This is a genomic window from Capnocytophaga gingivalis ATCC 33624, assembly GCF_000174755.1.
GTDB classification, from domain to species: domain Bacteria; phylum Bacteroidota; class Bacteroidia; order Flavobacteriales; family Flavobacteriaceae; genus Capnocytophaga; species Capnocytophaga gingivalis.
Map to the genome: position 1 here is coordinate 25,569 of NZ_ACLQ01000002.1, position 18,432 is coordinate 44,000.

19 protein-coding genes and 2 pseudogenes are annotated in these 18,432 nt (G+C 36.9%); 12 read left to right on the plus strand and 9 right to left on the minus strand.

All coding sequences use genetic code 11. The features are described 5' to 3' along the window. Window position 1: 1 nt before the first annotated feature. From rsmI to CAPGI0001_RS00490, 3 genes are all read right to left on the minus strand, one after another. A complete protein-coding gene (gene rsmI / locus CAPGI0001_RS00480; protein WP_002665579.1) occupies window positions 2-673 on the minus strand; it encodes a 16S rRNA (cytidine(1402)-2'-O)-methyltransferase in 672 nt (223 codons plus the stop codon). Beyond that, window positions 673-1,203 carry a hypothetical protein gene (locus CAPGI0001_RS00485; protein ID WP_002665493.1) on the minus strand — a complete coding sequence of 177 codons (531 nt, stop codon included), beginning with the start codon at window positions 1,201-1,203 and terminating at the stop codon, window positions 673-675. Before CAPGI0001_RS00485 ends, rsmI begins: the two co-directional genes overlap by 1 nt. A 133-nt stretch (window positions 1,204-1,336) precedes the next feature. Further along, window positions 1,337-1,738: an acyl-CoA thioesterase gene (locus CAPGI0001_RS00490; protein WP_002665544.1), complete on the minus strand. Its 402-nt coding sequence runs from the start codon at window positions 1,736-1,738 to the stop codon at window positions 1,337-1,339. Window positions 1,739-1,887: 149 nt separating this feature from the next. On the opposite strand from CAPGI0001_RS00490, the gene dnaA reads away from it, so the two are divergent. Further along, entirely contained in the window at window positions 1,888-3,324 is a 1,437-nt protein-coding gene (gene dnaA / locus CAPGI0001_RS00495) for a chromosomal replication initiator protein DnaA (RefSeq protein WP_002665572.1), read from the plus strand. A 161-nt stretch (window positions 3,325-3,485) separates the two neighbouring features. On the opposite strand, the gene CAPGI0001_RS13245 is transcribed toward dnaA, so the two are convergent. The 6 genes and pseudogenes from CAPGI0001_RS13245 to CAPGI0001_RS00520 all read right to left on the minus strand — a co-directional run bounded on the left by CAPGI0001_RS13245 (window position 3,486) and on the right by CAPGI0001_RS00520 (window position 8,868). Then, window positions 3,486-4,796: a hypothetical protein gene (locus CAPGI0001_RS13245; RefSeq protein ID WP_002665536.1), complete on the minus strand. Its 1,311-nt coding sequence runs from the start codon at window positions 4,794-4,796 to the stop codon at window positions 3,486-3,488. 32 nt (window positions 4,797-4,828) lie between these two features. Then, entirely contained in the window at window positions 4,829-5,467 is a 639-nt protein-coding gene (locus CAPGI0001_RS00505) for a hypothetical protein (protein ID WP_002665564.1), read from the minus strand. A gap of 175 nt (window positions 5,468-5,642) precedes the next feature. After that, window positions 5,643-5,894, minus strand: a pseudogene (locus CAPGI0001_RS12870) (IS1595 family transposase); the annotation flags it as partial. 200 nt (window positions 5,895-6,094) lie between these two features. Further along, window positions 6,095-7,303: an HU domain-containing protein gene (locus tag CAPGI0001_RS00510; protein ID WP_002665595.1), complete on the minus strand. Its 1,209-nt coding sequence runs from the start codon at window positions 7,301-7,303 to the stop codon at window positions 6,095-6,097. Between the two features lie 134 nt (window positions 7,304-7,437). Next, window positions 7,438-8,085, minus strand: coding sequence for a pyridoxamine 5'-phosphate oxidase (pdxH, locus tag CAPGI0001_RS00515; protein ID WP_002665598.1), 648 nt, complete (start codon window positions 8,083-8,085; stop codon window positions 7,438-7,440). A 2-nt stretch (window positions 8,086-8,087) separates the two neighbouring features. After that, a pseudogene (locus tag CAPGI0001_RS00520) lies at window positions 8,088-8,868 on the minus strand (DUF3108 domain-containing protein). Between the two features lie 310 nt (window positions 8,869-9,178). Between CAPGI0001_RS00520 and CAPGI0001_RS00525 the strand changes: the two are divergent. The 11 genes from CAPGI0001_RS00525 (at window position 9,179) to CAPGI0001_RS00575 (ending at window position 18,431) form a co-directional block, all read left to right on the plus strand. Continuing rightward, window positions 9,179-10,666: a hypothetical protein gene (locus tag CAPGI0001_RS00525; RefSeq protein ID WP_002665568.1), complete on the plus strand. Its 1,488-nt coding sequence runs from the start codon at window positions 9,179-9,181 to the stop codon at window positions 10,664-10,666. A 29-nt stretch (window positions 10,667-10,695) separates the two neighbouring features. Continuing rightward, window positions 10,696-11,652, plus strand: coding sequence for a methylenetetrahydrofolate reductase [NAD(P)H] (gene metF, locus CAPGI0001_RS00530; protein WP_002665491.1), 957 nt, complete (start codon window positions 10,696-10,698; stop codon window positions 11,650-11,652). A 92-nt stretch (window positions 11,653-11,744) separates the two neighbouring features. Continuing rightward, the gene (locus CAPGI0001_RS13250) at window positions 11,745-12,488 is read left to right on the plus strand and encodes a tellurite resistance TerB family protein (RefSeq protein ID WP_002665502.1); all 744 of its coding nucleotides are present in this window, start codon (window positions 11,745-11,747) and stop codon (window positions 12,486-12,488) included. A gap of 257 nt (window positions 12,489-12,745) precedes the next feature. Next, on the plus strand, window positions 12,746-12,916 hold the full coding sequence (locus tag CAPGI0001_RS13260) for a hypothetical protein (protein WP_248601276.1): 171 nt from the start codon (window positions 12,746-12,748) through the stop codon (window positions 12,914-12,916). A gap of 98 nt (window positions 12,917-13,014) precedes the next feature. Further along, window positions 13,015-14,013 (plus strand): pyruvate dehydrogenase (acetyl-transferring) E1 component subunit alpha, encoded by a 999-nt coding sequence (gene pdhA, locus CAPGI0001_RS00545; protein WP_002665580.1) that lies wholly within the window; start codon window positions 13,015-13,017, stop codon window positions 14,011-14,013. Window positions 14,014-14,018: 5 nt separating this feature from the next. Continuing rightward, the gene (locus CAPGI0001_RS00550; protein ID WP_002665489.1) at window positions 14,019-15,623 is read left to right on the plus strand and encodes a 2-oxo acid dehydrogenase subunit E2; all 1,605 of its coding nucleotides are present in this window, start codon (window positions 14,019-14,021) and stop codon (window positions 15,621-15,623) included. Window positions 15,624-15,755: 132 nt separating this feature from the next. After that, window positions 15,756-16,535 carry a C40 family peptidase gene (locus CAPGI0001_RS00555; RefSeq protein WP_002665575.1) on the plus strand — a complete coding sequence of 260 codons (780 nt, stop codon included), beginning with the start codon at window positions 15,756-15,758 and terminating at the stop codon, window positions 16,533-16,535. 1 nt (window position 16,536) lies between these two features. Beyond that, window positions 16,537-17,010, plus strand: coding sequence for a 23S rRNA (pseudouridine(1915)-N(3))-methyltransferase RlmH (gene rlmH, locus CAPGI0001_RS00560; protein WP_002665529.1), 474 nt, complete (start codon window positions 16,537-16,539; stop codon window positions 17,008-17,010). Beyond that, entirely contained in the window at window positions 17,010-17,438 is a 429-nt protein-coding gene (locus tag CAPGI0001_RS00565) for a DUF4268 domain-containing protein (protein WP_002665510.1), read from the plus strand. Before rlmH ends, CAPGI0001_RS00565 begins: the two co-directional genes overlap by 1 nt. Before the next feature lie 79 nt (window positions 17,439-17,517). After that, the gene (udk, locus tag CAPGI0001_RS00570; protein ID WP_002665599.1) at window positions 17,518-18,138 is read left to right on the plus strand and encodes a uridine kinase; all 621 of its coding nucleotides are present in this window, start codon (window positions 17,518-17,520) and stop codon (window positions 18,136-18,138) included. Continuing rightward, window positions 18,135-18,431: an FtsB family cell division protein gene (locus CAPGI0001_RS00575; protein ID WP_002665524.1), complete on the plus strand. Its 297-nt coding sequence runs from the start codon at window positions 18,135-18,137 to the stop codon at window positions 18,429-18,431. The genes udk and CAPGI0001_RS00575 overlap by 4 nt, the downstream gene beginning before the upstream one ends. Window position 18,432 lies beyond the last annotated feature (1 nt).

The following is an 18,432-nucleotide window of genomic DNA, read 5'->3' on the forward strand; positions in this document are numbered from 1 at the left end:
ATTATTCCTTTCCTTCAAGAATAAGAACAAATTCTCCCTTGGGTGGATGTTTCTCAAAATGTGCAGATAGCTCCGTGAGTGTCCCTCGGAGGGTTTCTTCATGCAACTTGGTAAGTTCCCTACTGATACTTGCTCTTCGCAAAGCCCCAAAATAGGTGGTGAACTCCATCAGTGTCTTGACCAATTTGTGAGGAGAGACATAGAAAATCATAGTACGTGTCTCCTCAACCAGCTTCAGTAAGCGTGTTTGCCGCCCCTTCTTATCGGGTAAAAAGCCTTCGAATACAAATCGGTCATTCGGTAGACCACTATTGACCAAAGCAGGCACGAAAGCGGTAGCCCCTGGGAGTGTCTCTACTTCGATATTTTCAGCTATACAAGCCCTGACTAAGAGAAAACCAGGATCGGCAATGGCAGGAGTACCTGCATCGCTGATCAGTGCCATTTGTTTTCCTTCCTTGAGCTGACGGATAAGGCTGTTCAGGCTCTCATGTTCGTTGAACTTATGATGAGAAAGCATCGGAACATGGATCTTGAAATGCTGTAACAATTTACCACTGTTGCGAGTGTCTTCAGCCAAGATTAGATCCACTTCTTGAAGTACTTGTAGCGCACGAAGTGTAATATCCTGTAGGTTGCCTATAGGAGTGGGGATGAGGTATAGCTTTCCCATTATCCAAAACGTTTAGATACTATATAGAAGAAGCGATCTTCGTATTCTTCCTTACCTTGCCAGTTGTTATAGGAGGGCTTTACTTTGTTCAGTATAAAGTCCCAACATTCATCTGGGGTATGTAGGTTATTGATCATTCCTATAGCTTTGTTATATTCGTCAATATTTCCATCAAAAAGATGGGCTACAAAAGCAATACGATCATTTAGCCCTATTTGCAATTGTTTAGAGGCCACTTGATCATTGAGGGATTTTTTTGGTTCACTTATAGGCTTTTCTACTGTTTTTTGTTCGAAAAAAACCTCTTTTTCAGGGGCATGCGCTTTGATATCCGCCCACCCTTCTGAGAGAGTAGGGGAGGGGTTCTTTAGTGTCTCTGGCATGTTTTTCTCTAAAAAATTGAGAACCAAAACATCTTCATACAGCTTGCGCAATTCTACCACCAATAGCTCAGAATTATCTAAATAGGAGGAATTGGTGAGGATTTTTTGCGCAGTTTGTACAATGTCCATTTGTATTTTTTCTTTCATAAAAATATATTTTTTTCTATTATATATTCAAATATTTTATGTAACTTTGTCCCATAGAAAAGCAATTATCTCTTCCTCTATCATAAGAGGGGAGAAGGGCTGCAAATGTACAAAAAAATTGTCAAAGAAAAGACTATAATTCTATTTTTTCTAAGATAAAATCAGGACATTTTATGGGTTTGAAGGTCTCTTTGTTGACAAAGACCAAAGTCGTATTGGCCTCAGCGAGTAGTTGCTTTTCCTCATTGAAAATCTGATAGTCAAAAGTAATTTTGGAGGTTGGCCTCTCCCTAAGGGTAAGGGTAATGGAAAGGAGTTCATCATAGCGAGCAGGTCTCTTGTAGTTGATTTGTAATGATACTACAGGGAGCATTACTCCTAGAGCTTCTAATTCTTTGTAGGAAATACCTAAGCTGCGAAGCCATTCTACACGAGCTACTTCCAAGTATTGAGGGTATATACCGTAGTATATTACACCCATTTGGTCTGTCTCCCCATATCGGGTGCGAATCTCAAAGGTGAAATTAGAATTCATAATCTATATAAATATTTGATAATCATACATGTATAATTGATTTCATAAAAAAGCAAAAAAATTTTTTTTATTCAAAAAAAAGTTGCATTTTTGCCCAATCAAACAAGGCCTATTTTTAGAACGCAAATATATAAAATTTCTTATAACTAATGAATACCGATGTACGGAATATTTGGGAAAATTGTTTGTCCTTTATAAAGGATAATGTAACAACAGATGTCTATGATGTTTGGTTCAAGCCCATAGAACCAGTAGAGCTAACATCAGATAACACCTTGGTCATAATGGTTCCAAGTATGTTCTTTATGGAATGGATTGAGGATCATTATATTAACCTAATATGGAGTGCCTTGACTAAAGAATTGGGAGCCCGCCCTAAGCTTATCTATAATATTAAGATGGAGAACAATCCTAATAAGACAGAGCAAGCTACAGAGCAACTTCCTAGTTCTAATCGTAAGGCAACGAGTATGGAGGTGTTGGGGTACAAACAAAAACCACAACAATCCTACAATCCTTATGTCGTACCAGGGCTTGTCGAAATAGAAGAGGTAAAGGTAGACTCCCAGCTGAATCCTAATAAGAACTTTGATACGTTCATTGAGGGAGAAAGCAACCGATTGGCACGCTCTGCTGGAAAGGCTATCACAGAGAGACCTGGAGGTACTTCCTTCAACCCTCTATTTATATTCGGTGGGGTAGGACTTGGAAAAACGCATTTAGCTCATGCAATAGGTAACGAAATACAAGAAAAACATCCTAAGAAAAGAATTTTATATATTGAAGCTGAGGATTTTACTAAACAATACTCAGTAGCCGCTAAAAACAATAATCGTACTGACTTTATTCATTTCTATCAGCAGATAGATGTACTTATCATAGATAATGTACAATTCTTTGCTTCTAAGCCGGGAACTCAGGATGTGTTCTTCCAGATATTCAATCATTTACATCAGAATGGAAAACAACTCATTCTTACTTCAGACAAGGCACCTGTCGATATTCAGGACGTAGAACAGCGATTACTTTCTCGATTTAAGTGGGGGCTTTCTGCTGAATTGCAAGCTCCTGACTATCAGATGAGAAAACGTATTCTTCAGGCAATTCTCTATCGCGATGGAGTCGAGATGAGTGAGGAGATTGTTGATTATATCGCTCAGAATGTCAAGACAAATATCCGTGAATTAGAAGGGGTAAATACCTCTCTTATGGCAGAAGCACTCTTCAATAAAAAGGAAATTACGCTGGATTTGGCTAAAAAAGCAGTCGATAAGATTGTTAAGAATATCAAAAAAGAAATCACTGTAGAATATATTCAGGAAATAGTATCGGAATATTTCCAACTCAGTATAGAAGAGTTACAATCAAAGACTAGAAAACGCCATGTCGTACAAGCACGCCAGTTGGCTATGTTCTTTGCCAAAAAGTATACCAAGCTCTCTTTAGCCAATATAGGAAAGTCAATAGGGAAAAGAGACCATGCTACTGTATTGCATGCTTGTAAAACAGTAGATAACCTCAATGAAACAGATAAACAGTTCAGAAAATTCTTATCTGACCTTACTACAAAAATAAACAATCGGTAGTTTAGTTATCATAAAAAAGAGATTGCTCAACAATCTCTTTTTTTTATAATCCTACTTTGACTATAATTTCTATTTTCGAAGGAGATTCGGCTTAGGTGCTTTGTTACTTCTCAAGAATTTTCCGAAAGTTATACCCTTTATGAGATACTATTATAGAAACTCTATTTATGATATATTATCTCGTTTATTTTTTCAGGATCATAATCTTCAAAAAGGATTTCTCCAAAGTCTTTTTGTGTTGCTTGAACATTAGAAGGCTTTCTCTCATCCCACCAATAGGTGATATCTCCAAATCGGTGTAGAACAATCTTATTTTTACTATATTTAAAAGTGATATACTTTTCAGCGGTATATTCATCAGGTACTTCAGCATCTAATTCAATGGTGAAAAAATTGTCTTTAAAAGCAATTCTTTTGAAGAAAAAACCTTCTATACTTGGATAGATTTTTTCATTGTGAAAGAATTTGTACTTATCACCTCCTTGATGAATTAACAAAATAACAGGGGCAACCAAAGTCTTATCGTCATCAGACTTTAAATCGTTGTTATTTTTAAAAACAAGAAAGATATCTTTATTACCATCTTGATTGAGGTCGTGTAGATACATTTTTTTCAGCGTAAAGAGCTTATATTTTTGTATGCGATTGATGACCTCAGTAATATTTTTAAATTGAATCATCTCCCCACTATCATTTTGAATGATCCCCTCTTCTGTTATGACGATGTCCTCAGGAGTGGCAAAATCGTTTTTCAAAAACTCTTCGTAATCTCCTTTTTTATCACCATTCATATATTTCTTGTAATAAGGAAGTTCCGTATAAGGAAACTCAAAATAATATATATTTTTATCTTTAACGAGAGTTCCTTCTAAATAATCAGGATAATCATTGTATTCACTATCCTCTGCTGAAATATATTTTTTAGGCATAGCAACAATATATTTTCCTTCGGATCTATATATTTTCACAAAATCACCATAAGTAGTTTTAGACTCTTCATACTCTGCTTTCCAATAGGTTATTCTCTGTCCTAAAGGAAAGATTTTGTTGTCCTTATAACAATATAGTTCCCAACCAAAATTATACTCACCCACCAAAGGAAAAAGCAAGATGTACGTTTTGTTTTCCTCATCCAAATAAACAAAAGGGCTTGAAGTAAGTAAATCATTAGGCTCTTTCTTTCTGATGATTTTTCTAGAATCCTTACCAACAGTTACTGTAATTATTTCAGATATACTATTTTTACCTTCTTCTATTTCATTTGCAACCCTTACATTTTGGCAATTCAACTTATAAAATTCTTCTTTGTTAGAGACATTACATTCTAATTTTAAAAGTTGAACCAGTCCTTTATAGTCTATAGTTGTTTCTTGAATTTCAGTATTCTCATTGCTATTTTTCTTACTTGTATTATCATTACAAGAGCAGCAAAGGAGAATTATTAATATATTAAAGAATATTATCTTTTTCATATTGGATACAATATTTCATTATATTTTTAATATCAGTTATCATACCAATAGCGTTCATATTTTTTACCTCCCTTTACTCCATAAAAGTACTCATCAGGTTCTTCTGAAGAGCTATAATCACTTGGAGGCGGGCAGTCATATATCAACTTGTTTAAAGGCTCTTTTTTGAGTTTGTTATCCAATATTGAAAAAATATGTTGAATCTCAAAAAACTCTTTATTGTTTGTAATATGGTATTTTCCTATGGCAATTCCAAAGGAATGTCCTTTTTTATCTAATTGACAGATAGCATAATCATTTGTTGTAAAAACTTTTACTGCACTTTTTATTACTTCTTTACCATTTTCTTTTTTAGTGATAAGCACGAGTCTTTCTCTTTGTTTACTATTAGTATACGTGTAATCAGAAAAACTCTTTAAAACCACCCATTCTGAAACTAATACATTGCCATAAAGCACCTGTCCTCCTCCATCTATAAAATATTTGTTGTTTAAACCAAATATTTTGGCTAATTTCTCAGAGCGATAAATCATCGTTCTACTGACTTCTTTTGAAGATTCTGAAAAGTCAGATAAATCTTGAAAAGAGATATAAGGGAGGTCGTTTTTTATTTCTTGAGCGATTGCTAAAGCAAATATAAAGAATGTGATAGTTGTTAAGATTTTTTTCATTGATTATTTATTTTTAGGAGCCATTAGACGAGGTAGACAAGTCGGATGGGGCGGATAGAGGAAATTTAATTGCTTACCGATTAAAAGTTAATTAAGGTGTCTATTTAGTTACATACTAATTGACTTTGGAAAACAGGAGAACGCTCTACAATTCTTTTCATTAATTTGTTAAAGATAGATAAGATGCTTTGAGAAGCCTAAATTTTAGCTTGTAAAACAAAGTCCCTACTTGTAGGACTTTCTGTATCTGAACAAATGTTGCAAGTGCGTCAAAAATCTTTATGAACTTAGTATTTTGTATGTACACATTTACGGCACAATACCCTTTTTTCCATTTTATGGAAGCTAAGTATTCTTCACAATCTAAGTCTGTTTTTTTAAAGCGTTCAGTAAACTCTAAGAGGCTTTATTCTTTAAATAATTTCATAATACATTAATTTTCAGATCGCAAATATATGAAATTATTTTGACACCTCAAAATATTTATTTCATCTTGTCGGCGCTGTTTCAGACCAGCTCCTCCTACTACTATATTTGCTAATTCATCCGTAGAGGGAGTACTTACGGTATCTAATTTATTAGTAAAAAAGGCCTCTATACAAGAGGCCTTTAGGTATTAATAATAAACTATTTTGCAGGTGGATAAATCCAAGTACTCAATCCTTTGTTTTTGATTTCAGGCATATAGCTCTCTGCTTGTGCTCTTGTGGAAAATCCTCGATAAGCTACTAAGTAATAGCCTTTTTCATTCTGTCCTACCATCCCAGCAGTGCTGTATCCACTATTCTTAAGCTGTCTTACACGGTTTTGTGCGTTGCTCTCTGAACTGAAAGCACCTGCTATGAGGAAGAAACTACCTGAAACTTTTGTCGATCCAGAAGAGCTACCTCCACCAGAAGAAGTACGGGGAGTATTTGTACTTTTGGGAGTTGTAGGTTCACTGGTAGTCGTATTGGTTGTAGTGCTGGGTGTATCTGTTGTACCAGCAACTTGCGCTTTTTGTCTTTCCTTTTCCCTTTGTGCCTCAAGAGCAGCTTGTTTTTTTAATTCTTCCTTGCGTTTCTTTACAAGTACGGGGTCTTTAGTTACTTTGATAGCTGTTGCTGTAAGTTCTATTTCAGGTACATAGGTGGCCTTAGCTACTTCTTGATTGACAAGCTCTTCTACCTTAGCAGGATCTGGCTCTACCTGTACTACAGTAGGGTTTTCCTGATTGGTCATCAGAGAATATACTGCATACCCAATGGCAGAAAGTCCTACAATAGCCACAGCTGCATATTTGATAGGAAGTGGCATCTTAGGCTTAGGCTTTCCGGCAGCGGCCTCCTCTGGAGTTACACTGGGGTTCTCTACCAAGCCAGGCTTGTTATTCTGATCATTGTAGATGGGATTGGCTACCTCCACTCCTGTCTCTCCCTTGCTCACTTCTTTGGTAGTTACTGGGGACATTCCAAAGGAATCTGTGAGATAGTTCTCTTTGGATAAAGAGGTGAAAATGATATTGTTATCCGTACCTTTGGTAAACTTCCCTATATTGGCCAATCTCACCTCTTGTCCTAAGCTAAGCTCCTGTTTCCAGCGAGTAACTACGGACTTTATATATTCTTGGGCTTCTTCGTAGGAAGAACGTTCCACCTCTGAGATATGCTTGGCCACCAATCCATCATTGTAGGTAAGGCGTGAATTAAAGGTCAATTCCTTCTGAGGTGGAGAAAAAGACTTGTCTGCAGCCAGTTCTGCCGCTTTTCTGTTGGATACAAAGGCGCCAAACTCTGGTATGATAACACATTGATGCTTGAATAACAAGTCTTCTATATAGGTATCTAAATTTTTCATACGTTCTGAATATTACAAATCTTAGATTTTTTCGGCACAAAAGTACACAATTTTCATTACACAAGAAAAAAAAATACTGATTTGTTGATAAATATATTTATTTACTCATGTATTTTAGTTTTTTTTAACCATTTTTAAGGACTTAGACGCTCTATTTTCCAGTCGTAATCCTCCTCAAGGGTGTAGCGAAGGCGATCGTGGAGACGGTTAGGACGTCCTTGCCAGAACTCTAAAGAATGGGGTCTTACCAAAAATCCTCCCCAATGTTCAGGACATTTCAGGCTTTTTCCTTCATATTCTTTTTCCAAAGCAGCAAGCTGTTCTTCTAAGTAAGCTCGTGAGGGAACTACCTGACTCTGTGCTGAGGACATAGAACCTAATTGACTGCCTCTTGGGCGGGACTCAAAGTATCCTTCAGAGAGGTTTCTGGCTAATTTCTCCGCAACTCCTTTGATGATTACCTGTCGCTCCAGGGCTGACCAGAAGAATGACAAACACACATGTGGGTTGGCAGCAATGGCTTTTCCTTTCTCACTATTATAATTAGTATAGAAGATAAATCCTTCATCGGTGAACTTCTTCAGCAGCACCACACGTGTTTTTGGAAAACCGTCTAATCCAATAGTAGCCACCGACATAGCATTGGGTTCTTTCTCAGATTCAGACTCTTGTGCCTGTAGGAACCATTGCTGGAATTGCTCCATTGGGTTCTCCCGTACCTCAGTCTCTAAGAGGTGTCCTCTCTCATAGACAAGGCGTAAGTTGCTTAAATCTTTTTCCATAGTTATTTCTTTTTTAGCACAGTAGGGTGTTTCAGCCCATTGTAGTGAATGATTTCTCCTACTAAGGAGCCTACCCTGAGACTGGCTTTTATTTTTACAGGAATTTTATTCTCATCATCACTGATCCAAAGGGTCAAGCTTTCTTGTTCCTTGAATACACGCCCATCTTGTACTAATGGACGGAATATCAATGTGTTGATTTCTCCTAAGGGGGTGTCTACCTTTTCTTTTCCCAAGAATCTTAAGCGAAATTTGTACACCTCATCATCATCAAAAATCATATCCATGCCCACTTCATCATTTTTTTTGAGGTTGTTCATCTTGGAGTTGTTGCGAAGATAGTATAGGGTAGAGATAACATCCTTGATATCAGGCTGTACAGACATATTTTTTTCTTCGCCATTCTCTAAGTTTTTGATCTTTACACTGTTACTATCAAAATTAAAGAGGAAGTTGAGCTTCTGTGGTATATCCTCCTTCGTAGATATCTCGATTGAAAAAATAGGGTTTTCCTGTTTCTTTGTCAAAATAACTCTCATAGGTATCATCTACTTTGAAGAAAAGTTTCGCAAGTCCTGTTGTCTCTCCTTTGCCTAAGGCATGATAAACAGTCTTTCCTTGGTAGGTCTTGTTCTTGAGCGTTAGCGAAGCATAGCTGGCATTGAAGATGCCATAGCGAACGCGAAACTTGAGATATTCTCCTTCCTGAAAGGCACTCTCAGCTTGTGAAAAACAAGGGATTGCCATAAAACTAAGAATGGCTACTAAAAAAATTTTCCTCATAAAAATCATTTTTTATTACTTAAAATTTTGCGACAAATGTACCTCTTATTTTTTACATAGGCAACATTTTCTATTCACATTTGCTTTATTGAATAGAAAAAATCATGCCAAAAATTTTAGAGGAAAGAATATAAATCCTTTTAAATCTTAATCGTATATTCAATTATCTATAAATCAATAATTTATGTATATTTAGTTTTATGATTGTATTTTTTAAGTAGGAATCACAAAAATAATTTTTCTTTTATCAGGAGAAATATTAGTTAAATAGCAAAAAAAAGCGTATTTTTGCCCTCAAAAATATAGTAAGATGAGAAGGTTTTTATTCTTTTTCTTTGTTGTGAATCTTTTTCTTATCGCTTGTGGTAGGAAAGAGCTTAGAAATGATTTACAACAACTCTATCTACAGGGGGAGATCAAGCAGATAAGGACTTCTTCCTATACAGTCTTGGAGAAGTTTGACCAGATTGAGAAAAAAAGCAAAACAACTGAAAGGGAAAATACTTTATTAACCTTCAATGAGAAAGGAAATCAGGTAGAAAAAACTCTTTTCTCTCCTACAGATAAGCCTACAAGAATCTATACCTATCTCTATGATATGAAGGGCAATCGAGCGCTGGTCAATGAGACGTTGGATGATGGTACTCTCAAAAAAAGATACATCTATACCTATGATGATAAGGGAAATAGAACTGAGATAAATACTTATAGCGGAGATGGTATCTTCCTCCAAAAAGAGAAACGTACCTATGATGAAAAACAAAACCCTCTTGAGGAAGATACTTACAATGGTAAGGGCGAACTCGAACAAAAGCAGATTAATATATATGATGAAAAAGGTCTTTGTATAGAAAGCAACCTCTATACTCCTTCAGGGGAACTCAAAAATAGATATACCTATTCCTATGATGAGAATAAAAATATGTTGGAGAGGAAAAAGTATGATAAAAATGGGAAAATCTTAGCTAATCACACCTATACTTATTCCTTTGATAAAAGAAAAAACTGGACTCAGCGAATAGAATATCTCAATGGTAAGGCTATCTACCTCACTGAAAGGGAAATTGAGTATGGGGTAGGGGCAAAGGAACAGCGACAACCTGTTGCTCAGATGGATACTGCTCCTCAGAAGAAGTTTAACTATACTGTAAGTGTTAAGAATGACTGGACAGCTCAGGAACTCAAAGGGGCAGTCAAGACACTTAGAGTAAGAACATACAATGCTCAAAACCACAAACAGAAGGATAACGGTCAAAATACTCTTACCATTTTCTCCAAAGAAGGCTATTTGACTCGCATCACTTATTATGATAAGGATAATATCTATTCTTATGAGAAAAAATTTTCTTATCAGTATAATGATAAGGGTTATCGTAGAGAAGGAAAGATGTTGATCAATGAGTCCGATTATTTAGTATCTACTTATGACGACAAAGGATATATCACAGGTGGATATTTGTTCCAAAATAATACACAGTTTGAGCAAAAAGCCTCCTATGATGACTCTGGTAATATGACTTCTTACTATCTGGGAGATGTAGAAATAACTTATATATATGATAAAAATCATCAGCTGATAGAGGAGAAACATAAAAATGGGGGAGATGCTTGGGATATTCGCTATAGTAGAGGTAAAAATGGCAGTATCTTAGAAGAAGAAATCTATCGCAAGGGTATTTTGGATGAGAAAAAGACCTATATCTATACTTTTGATGAAAGAGGGAACTGGACTGAGCGCACTCAATATAAGAATAGAACCCCAGTGGAAATCACTGAGCGTGTGATAGAGTATTATTAGAATTTTTAATTAAGTGTTTCGAAAAAGAAATGAAAGTAACAGAACATATAGCTAAGGCTCAAGGAAAGACCTTGTTCTCTTTTGAAATTGTCCCTCCTAAGAAGGGAAATAGTATAGAGGAACTCTATAAAAATATAGAACCTTTATTGGAGTTCAAACCTCCATTTATTGATGTAACTACCTCTCGTGAGGAGTTTTACTACAAAGAACACCCCAATGGTTTGTTGGAAAAGAAGCTTGTTCGTATGCGCCCTGGAACAGTGGGAATTTGTTCTGCTATACAGCACAAATACAATGTCGATACAGTCCCTCATGTACTCTGTGGAGGCTTTACCCGCGAGGAGACCGAAGATCTCTTAGTGGATTGTTTCTATCTTGGAATTGATAATATCATGGCTCTTCGTGGCGATGCCATGAAGGAGGAAAAGTATTTTCGTCCTACCAAAAATGGAAATGTATATGCATTGGACTTGGTAAAACAGATAAATGATCTCAGAAAAGGGATCTATCTACATGATACCTTGGAGAATAATACAGGAATGGATTTCTGTATAGGGGTAGCAGGATATCCAGAAAAACATATAGAGGCTCCTTCAAAAGCTTTTGACTTGGAAAAACTCAAAGAAAAGGTTGATAATGGGGCTGATTATGTGGTTACTCAAATGTTCTTTGACAACAAACAGTATTTTGATTTTGTAGAAAAAGCTCGCCAAATGGGGATCAATGTTCCTATAATACCAGGGATTAAGCCCATCAGTGTCAAGAGACATCTGAATATCATACCTCAGGCGTTCTTCTTGGATTTCCCAGAGGAACTGGTCAAGGAAATAGAAAAATGTAAGAATAATAATGAAGTGAAGCAAGTAGGAATAGAATGGGCTATCGCTCAGAGTAAGGAGCTCAGGCAGGCAGGAGTGCCTTCTCTGCATTATTATTCTATGGGAAAATCTGAAAATATTATTCAGATTATATCAAAAGTATTTTAGAAAGAAATTGGATAAAAATTTAAAAATTTTTAGAATATCATTTGTATATAAAAAATATAATCTTTACCTTTGCCCTCCAAAAATAAAGAATTATGTCAAGAATTGTAGAAAAATACTTAGAGTATATTGTAGCTGTGGTTATTGGTGTGATTACCAGAAATATATGGATAGCTATAGCGGTTCTATGTTTGGGCTTGTTACTTCGTCTAACCCTCTTCAAAGGTAGGGGAAGTAACCAAGTAAACTTAAATCCTCAGAGAGCATTAGAAGGAGGATTTAATCCTACTGATTTTGAACTGAACTTATTATCACTTTGTGCCTTGGTGATCAAGGCTGATGGTACAGGCCCTACTCAAAAAGAACTGGATTATGTGCGCTACAAGTTCGTATCGCTCTATGGAAAGGAAAAAGCCAATGAGATATTCCGTGCCTTCAATCAGATAAAACAAGCAGAAGTTCCTGTTACACGCATTTGCTTGTATATCAGGGCTCGTACCAATTATGAAGCACGCCTCTCTATTATCCACTTCTTGTTTGACATTGCCAGTCTTGATGGGCGTATCAAGGAGGCTGAAATGGCTTTATTGGAGCGAATTAATAAGAACTTGAATATAGACTCTTCTGATTTTGAGAGTGTAAAGGCTATGTTCCGTCAAGAAAAAGATGACGACTATGCTATACTAGGAATAAGCAAAGATGCTTCCGAAGCAGATATCAAGAAGGCTTATCGTGATATGGTTAAAAAATATCACCCTGATCGCATAAATACTGATGATGTAGCTATTCGAAAAGGGGCTGAGGAAAAATTCAAACGTATACAAGAGGCATATGTATAGTATTCAAAAACAAAGAGGGTTCTAAGCCCTCTTTATTCTATTTAGGACATCTGCTTAGGATATTTCTTTGGATGGGAGGATTGCTCTTATTACATATTTTTATTGTTGAAATATACTGTGATAGGATTTTATTTTATTCTCTACCAAAGGTTTATTTATTTCATACACTCTGTGCTATCGTGGTGTGTGGAGTGTTGTCCTTCCCTATAGGAAAGATTTATATAGCTTACCGTTTTGTGGCTCTAACTTTCTTACAGATGATTTTTTGCATAGCCTTCCTATTTCCTGCTCTTTATATGAAGGAGAGAAAGGTAGATGATTGGGATATACTTTCCTTTATGTTTGCCTTCTTTGTAGCGCTTTTTTTGGAGGTGTGTTTTGCCATATCATTGATAAAAAGAGAAGAAAATCAAAAAAAGGTATTGTGATGAAAAAAAGTTTTTGTACCTTTGCAGAGAATTAAAAAATTCGTAAATTTGCAACTTGGAAAAGAACTTTAAATAGAAATATTAATTCATTTGTGATAATGAAAAAAATAGATAAAAAGACGTACTTACAATGGTATGAAGAAATGCTCTTCTGGAGAAAGTTCGAGGACAAATTGGCTTCTGCTTATATCCAACAGAAAGTAAGAGGATTTTTACATTTGTACAATGGGCAAGAGGCAATCGTAGCAGGGTGTATGCATGTGATTGACCCTAAGAAAGACAAAATGATTACAGCGTATCGTAACCACGTGCATCCTATCGCTTTAGGAGTAGATCCACGTAGAATTATGGCTGAACTTTTTGGTAAAGGAACTGGAACATCTCACGGATTGGGAGGTTCTATGCACATTTTTTCAAAAGAACATAACTTCTTCGGAGGTCATGGAATTGTAGGAGGACAAATCGCCTTAGGTGCTGGATTAGCTTTTGCTGAAAAGTACAATGAAACTGGGGGGGTTGTCCTTACTTTTATGGGGGATGGGGCTACTCGTCAAGGTACTCTTCACGAGACTTTCAATATGGCAATGAATTGGAAACTTCCTGTTGTATTCATCTGTGAAAACAATCACTATGCGATGGGAACTTCTGTAGAGAGAACCGCCAATCACCCTGATATATGGAAGTTAGGTTTGGGGTATGAAATGCCTTGCGAACCTGTCGATGGTATGAATCCTGTCTCTGTGGCTGAAAAAGTATATGAAGCAGTAGAACGTGCTCGTCGTGGAGATGGCCCTACTTTCTTGGATATTCGTACATACCGTTATCGTGGACACTCTATGTCCGATGCGCAACACTATCGTACCAAAGAAGAAGTCGAAGAATACAAAAAAATAGACCCTATTACTCAGGTACTTGACGTGATTAAGGCTAAAAAATATGCAACCGATGCAGAAATTGAAGCTATTGACGAACGCGTGAAAGATTTAGTAGCAGAGTGTGAAAAATTCGCTAACGAATCTCCATTCCCTGAAAAGAATGTAATGTATGATGTAGTATACGAACAAGAAAATTATCCTTTTTTACCTCATAAATTATAAAAAAAATGGCAGAAATAGTAAATATGCCGCGATTAAGCGACACAATGGAAGAAGGAGTCGTTGCAAAATGGCTCAAAAAAGTAGGTGATACTGTAAAAGAAGGTGATATTCTCGCTGAAATTGAAACAGATAAGGCGACTATGGAATTTGAATCCTTCTACTCTGGAACTTTATTATACATTGGTTTAAAAGAAGGTGAAACTGCTCCCGTAGATACTCTTTTGGCTATTATAGGGGAAAAAGGAGAAGATATATCAGCTCTTATAGGTGGAGGAGCTCCTGCTCCTGCTAAGGAAGCAGCTCCTGCTGCCCCAGCTGCTACCGCTCCTGCTGCTGCTCCAGCGGCTATGCCTGCAGGAGTTCAGATAGTTACCATGCCTCGCCTTAGTGATACTATGACTGAAGGAACTGTAGCTTCTTGGCTTAAAAAGGTTGGTGATACTGTAAAAGAAGGTGATATACTCGCTGAAATTGAAACAGATAAGGCTACCATGGAATTTGAATCTTTCTATGCAGGTACCTTATTATATGTAGGCATCAAGGAAGGAGAATCTGCTCCTATTGATTCACTTTTGGCAATCATAGGCCCTGCAGGAACTGATGTAAATGCTGTTCTTGCTGCCGCTAAGGGTGGCGCTTCTGCTGCTCCTGCAGCTCCAGCTACCGCTGAGGCTCCTAAGGCTGCTGAAGCTCCTACCGCCGCCGCTGCTCCTGCTGCTGCGGATTCTCGTGTATTTGCTTCTCCTTTGGCTAAGAAGATTGCTCAAGATAAGGGTATCGACCTAAGCCAAGTAAAAGGAACCGGAGAAAATGGTCGTATCGTGCGTAAGGATGTCGAAGGATTCACTCCTTCTGCAAAACCTGCAACTGCTGCCGCTGCTCCTGCTGAAAAATCTGTAGCTCCAGTTTCTTATATCCCTGTTGGAGAAGAGGTTACTGAAGAAGTGAAAAATTCTCAAATGCGTAAAACTATTGCCAAACGCCTTTCTGAATCCAAATTCACAGCTCCTCATTACTACCTTACTATCGAGGTAGATATGGACAATGCTATGGAATCTCGTACTCAGATCAACAACTTGCCTGATACTAAGGTGTCTTTCAATGATATGGTAGTTAAGGCTTGTGCTATGGCACTGAGAAAACATCCTCAGGTAAACACTTCTTGGAAAGGTGATGTCACTGTATACAATAAGCATGTACATATAGGAGTTGCTGTAGCTATAGAAGATGGTTTGGTAGTACCTGTACTTAAGTTTGCTGATAATATGAGCCTTTCTCAGATAGGAGTATTAGTAAAAGACTTGGCAGGAAAAGCACGTAACAAAAAGCTAACCCCAGCCGAAATGGAGGGTAGTACTTTCACTGTCTCTAATTTAGGTATGTTCGGGGTAGAACAATTCACTTCTATCATCAACCAGCCTAACTCAGCTATTCTTTCTGTAGGGGCTATCATTGAAAAACCTGTAGTGAAGAATGGACAAATTGTAGTAGGCCATACCATGAAGCTTTGCTTAGCTTGTGACCACCGTACTATAGATGGTGCTACAGGAGCTCAATTCTTGCAGACTTTGAAAGCATATATTGAAAATCCTGTTACTATGTTAGCATAGTAATCATACAATTTTTCATAGTTTATTGACAAAGAGGCATGTCTTTATATGCCTCTTTTCTTTTATAACGTCAATAAAACTTGTTTATGTAAAAAAAATGTCGTAATATTGTACTTTATTTAGGATTGAATTATGTATGCTATATGCCATTTGAGTATAGTACCTATACGTGAAGAGTCCTCTCATAAGAGCGAGCAGATCTCTCAACTGTTGTATGGAGAGCTGTGCTTTATTATCAAGAAAGAGGATGATTGGTGCTATATACGTACCGATTTTGATGATTATGAAGGCTGGGTGGAAGCAAGGCAGCTTACCCCTATGAGCGAGGCTATCTATGAAGAAACAAAAAAGATTCTTCCTCGATATGCTTCGGATATGGTTGATTATGTGCAGGTTAGTGATAAAGAATACGACTTGTTGCCTATATGTATAGGAGCTACAGTAAGCAACGCTCCTTTCATAGGGCACCTCTTTGCAGGTGAAGTGCAACGAAAAGTATTGCGCAAGAATATAGTGGAGATAGCCCTAAGATACCTCAATGCACCCTATCTCTGGGGTGGGAAATCTCCTTTCGGAATTGATAGCGCAGGGCTTGTCCAAATGGTCTATAAGCTCATCGGAATAAGGCTTCAGCGGGAAGTCTCTTTGCAATATGATTCTATAAAGAATGATGTAAATTCTTTGCAGGAGGCTGAAGTAGGGGATTTGCTTTTCTTCACCAATAATGTAGGGAGAATAGTCCATGTAGGGATTCTTATCCAACCGGGGTATCTTATTCATGCTTATGGAAAAGTAAGGGTAGATCGCATAGAACCTGAAGGAATTTATGATGTAGATACCCAAAAAATAACTCATAGTCTATATGCTATCAAGCGTATTTTGGATGATGATGAGAAGAAACTAACAAAATAATATGACGATTAAGCTATTAGTAATAGGAAAAACAGATGCCTCTCCCTTAGAAAAACTTATAGAGGAGTACAAAAAAAGAATAGGATTTTATGTTAAGATAGATATCAAAATAATTGCTGATCTGAAAAATGTGAAAAATATCTCTCAGCAAGAACAAAAAAGTAAGGAAGGGGCTCTATTACTAAAAGAAGTGGCGGAGAATGATATACTTGTTCTTCTGGATGAGAGAGGAAAGGAGTATACCTCTGTAGAATTTGCTCAGTATATCCAAAAGGTGCTCAATACAGGGGTTAAGCAGTGTGTATTCGCTATAGGGGGGGCTTATGGTTTCTCTTCTGAGGTATATCAAAGGGCAAATCACTCTTGTGCGCTCTCAAAAATGACTTTCTCTCACCAGATGGTACGCCTTTTCTTCGTAGAACAGCTCTATAGGGCTTTTACTATATTGAATAACGAACCTTATCATCACCAATAATGTATAGCAAGGAGGAAGCAGCTAAACTTAGACAGGAATTTTGGATCTCTTTCGGTAAATCTTTCCCTTACAAATGGACTTTGTACAAGACAGGAGTGAAAAATCTCTCTTTTAGGTTTTATTTTGATACCAAAAAAGCAATGGTATGTATTGATATAGAGGGTAGTGAAGAGGAAAGAAGGGAATGTTTCGAGAAAATGTGTTCTCTTAAGGGGATTTTGATAGAGATATTTCCAGAAAATACATATCAAGAACATTATTTCTTAGAAAATGGAAAGGAGATTTCCCGTATATGGGTAGAAAAATCTCAAGTTTCTATTCATAATAAGGAAACTTGGCAGCAGACTATGATCTTTCTACACAAGCGGATGTTGCAAATTGAGACTTTTTGGGAGGAATATCAGGACTTTTTCAAAGAAGATTTTTAACCATATAAGGAGGTATATTTTAAGAAAAACAATTTTTTCAAGTCAAGAAAAATAACTACTTTTGCGGAAATTTTAGTAGATGTTACTTATAGGAATAACTGGAGGCACGGGATGTGGAAAAACTACAGTCGTGAATCAGATAATCAAGGAGTTACCTCAAGGGGCGGTCAGTGTCATTTCTCAAGATTCCTACTATAAGGATCTGTCACACTTGAGCTTTGAGGAAAGAACCAAGGTGAATTTCGACCATCCTAAGTCTTTGGACTTCGAGTTGCTTAAGGAGCACCTCTCTCAGCTTAAGGCTGGAAAGACTATTATGCAACCTACCTATTCCTTCGTAGAGCACAATCGTACTCCTCAGGTAGTGCCTATTGCTCCCTGTTCAGTACTGATTGTAGAGGGTATCCTTATTCTCTCTCATCCCGACTTGAGAGATTTATTCGATATTAAAATATTTGTACATGCCGATTCTGATGAGCGGCTCATTCGCCGTATCAAAAGGGATACTACCGAGCGTGGAAGGGATATTCAGGAAGTACTCAATCGATATCAGACTACTCTGAAACCTATGCACCAAGAGTTCATAGAACCTACCAAGGAGTATGCCGATATCATTATTCCTAATAACCGCCATAACAAGGTTGCTATTGATATTGTCAAGGCTATTGTTCACAATCGAATTATGCACCAAACCCAATGATAGATTTTCAGTTTTATATCAAAAAATACGCCTATCTTATTGGTATTGTTGTCTTTGCTATATGGATGCTGTTCTTTGATTCCAATTCTTGGCTCTCCCACCGAAAGCTCAATAAGGAAATAGAAGTACTCAAGCGCCAAAAAGAATTCCTACAAAAGGAAATAGTCAAGGATAGGGATATCATAAGGGAGATTAATACTGCCGAAGGTAGGGAAAAATTTGGTAGAGAAAATTATTATTTCAAAAAGGAAAATGAGGATATCTTTATTATTGAATATGATACAATAAAATAAA

What these genes read in the sequence shown, in the direction of transcription:
- pdxH (WP_002665598.1), bottom strand. Translation starts at nt 8,085, where the DNA reads ATGGAAAAAGATTTAAGCAACTTACGCCTTGTCTATGAGAGAGGACAC.
- CAPGI0001_RS00505 (WP_002665564.1), bottom strand. Translation starts at nt 5,467, where the DNA reads ATGAAAAAAATCTTAACAACTATCACATTCTTTATATTTGCTTTAGCA.
- CAPGI0001_RS00550 (WP_002665489.1), top strand. Translation starts at nt 14,019, where the DNA reads ATGGCAGAAATAGTAAATATGCCGCGATTAAGCGACACAATGGAAGAA.
- CAPGI0001_RS13245 (WP_002665536.1), bottom strand. Translation starts at nt 4,796, where the DNA reads ATGAAAAAGATAATATTCTTTAATATATTAATAATTCTCCTTTGCTGC.
- udk (WP_002665599.1), top strand. Translation starts at nt 17,518, where the DNA reads ATGTTACTTATAGGAATAACTGGAGGCACGGGATGTGGAAAAACTACA.
- CAPGI0001_RS00555 (WP_002665575.1), top strand. Translation starts at nt 15,756, where the DNA reads ATGTATGCTATATGCCATTTGAGTATAGTACCTATACGTGAAGAGTCC.
- CAPGI0001_RS00525 (WP_002665568.1), top strand. Translation starts at nt 9,179, where the DNA reads ATGAGAAGGTTTTTATTCTTTTTCTTTGTTGTGAATCTTTTTCTTATC.
- CAPGI0001_RS00510 (WP_002665595.1), bottom strand. Translation starts at nt 7,303, where the DNA reads ATGAAAAATTTAGATACCTATATAGAAGACTTGTTATTCAAGCATCAA.
- CAPGI0001_RS00485 (WP_002665493.1), bottom strand. Translation starts at nt 1,203, where the DNA reads ATGAAAGAAAAAATACAAATGGACATTGTACAAACTGCGCAAAAAATC.
- metF (WP_002665491.1), top strand. Translation starts at nt 10,696, where the DNA reads ATGAAAGTAACAGAACATATAGCTAAGGCTCAAGGAAAGACCTTGTTC.
- CAPGI0001_RS00565 (WP_002665510.1), top strand. Translation starts at nt 17,010, where the DNA reads ATGTATAGCAAGGAGGAAGCAGCTAAACTTAGACAGGAATTTTGGATC.
- pdhA (WP_002665580.1), top strand. Translation starts at nt 13,015, where the DNA reads ATGAAAAAAATAGATAAAAAGACGTACTTACAATGGTATGAAGAAATG.
- rlmH (WP_002665529.1), top strand. Translation starts at nt 16,537, where the DNA reads ATGACGATTAAGCTATTAGTAATAGGAAAAACAGATGCCTCTCCCTTA.
- CAPGI0001_RS13250 (WP_002665502.1), top strand. Translation starts at nt 11,745, where the DNA reads ATGTCAAGAATTGTAGAAAAATACTTAGAGTATATTGTAGCTGTGGTT.
- CAPGI0001_RS00575 (WP_002665524.1), top strand. Translation starts at nt 18,135, where the DNA reads ATGATAGATTTTCAGTTTTATATCAAAAAATACGCCTATCTTATTGGT.
- CAPGI0001_RS13260 (WP_248601276.1), top strand. Translation starts at nt 12,746, where the DNA reads ATGATTTTTTGCATAGCCTTCCTATTTCCTGCTCTTTATATGAAGGAG.
- dnaA (WP_002665572.1), top strand. Translation starts at nt 1,888, where the DNA reads ATGAATACCGATGTACGGAATATTTGGGAAAATTGTTTGTCCTTTATA.
- rsmI (WP_002665579.1), bottom strand. Translation starts at nt 673, where the DNA reads ATGGGAAAGCTATACCTCATCCCCACTCCTATAGGCAACCTACAGGAT.
- CAPGI0001_RS00490 (WP_002665544.1), bottom strand. Translation starts at nt 1,738, where the DNA reads ATGAATTCTAATTTCACCTTTGAGATTCGCACCCGATATGGGGAGACA.